The 984-nt window shown below is 60.1% G+C and carries 2 protein-coding genes; both read left to right on the forward strand.

Annotated elements, in window-relative coordinates:
• The coding region (locus tag EOA29_RS42510; RefSeq protein WP_210213231.1) for a hypothetical protein at positions 1–225 on the forward strand (225 nt) is incomplete at its 5' end.
• Positions 226–419: 194 nt separating this feature from the next.
• Entirely contained in the window at positions 420–950 is a 531-nt protein-coding gene (locus EOA29_RS37880; protein WP_126091436.1) for a DUF1465 family protein, read from the forward strand.
• The last annotated feature ends 34 nt before the right edge of the window (positions 951–984 follow it).

Below are 984 nucleotides of genomic sequence, written 5' to 3' on the forward strand. Positions count from 1 at the left end.
TTTCTGCGCCGCGATCGGCATCCGAAAATCCGGTTCTCCGCGAGCCGGGAAGGCGAAACCGGTCTGTCCCGTTCCGGCACAGGAAAGTCCGTTCGGTCAAAAATTCCGCCCGGCGTTAAGGCTTCATTAAGCTTTACGGGCGTTTACTATGCGCATCCAGTTTTTCTGGATTCTTACCGAGTGGTTGGAGCCACTTTGTTTGACGCCTCCCTGTTAAACTCCTGAGAGCCGCCTTATCCGCGGCTCTTTTTTTTGTCCGCCGCCGGCCGGGGAGAGCGCGGCCCGGCGTTAACCGTTTGTTAAACATGCGCTTGCCTTCATGGGCGTCGAAGCGCATTTTCAAGCCTCAGTCATTTAAGGGTGCAGGACGTATCGGCAAGGATAGCCGAATCGGCTTGCGGCAGTGCAGGGGCGTATCAATGACCGAGCCTTCGACGGGCAGCGCGAAAACCATAAAGCTCGCGGAACGCAGGGTTTTCTCCCAATCCTTCAAGCCGCTCTACCAGGAGGGCATGGGCCTGGTCGAACAGGCGGCCGAATATCTCGACGGCAAGGGCAGGCTCGAAGCCAAGAAGCTGTCGCGCACGGCGGCGACGCTCTATGCGGCCGAATCGATGCGGCTGACCACCAGGCTGATGCAGGTCGCGTCGTGGCTGCTGCTGCAGCGGGCGGCGAATTCCGGCGAAATGACCCGAGACCAGGTCGCTTCTGAAAAATCCAAGGTGCGGCTCGACACCGCTTCCGCGCATGACGAGGTGCTGGGCTGGAACGAATTGCCGAAGGAATTTCTGGACCTTGTGAGCCGGTCGCTGCGCCTGCAGGCGCTGGTGCGTCGCATGGACGAAGAGATCTATGGCGGTGCCAAGAACGAGACGCCCAGCTCCGCCCGCCGCGCCAATCCGGTTTCCGACCAGATATCGCTGCTCAACACGGCGTTCGCACGCGGCTAGCCCGACCGCTGCCTGTTTCTGCTTTGTTCACATT

This window comes from Mesorhizobium sp. M1E.F.Ca.ET.063.01.1.1 (assembly GCF_003998155.1).
GTDB lineage: Bacteria > Pseudomonadota > Alphaproteobacteria > Rhizobiales > Rhizobiaceae > Mesorhizobium.

Excerpts from the sequence above, each read along its gene's own strand:
- EOA29_RS37880 (WP_126091436.1), top strand. The coding sequence starts at position 420 with ATGACCGAGCCTTCGACGGGCAGCGCGAAAACCATAAAGCTCGCGGAA.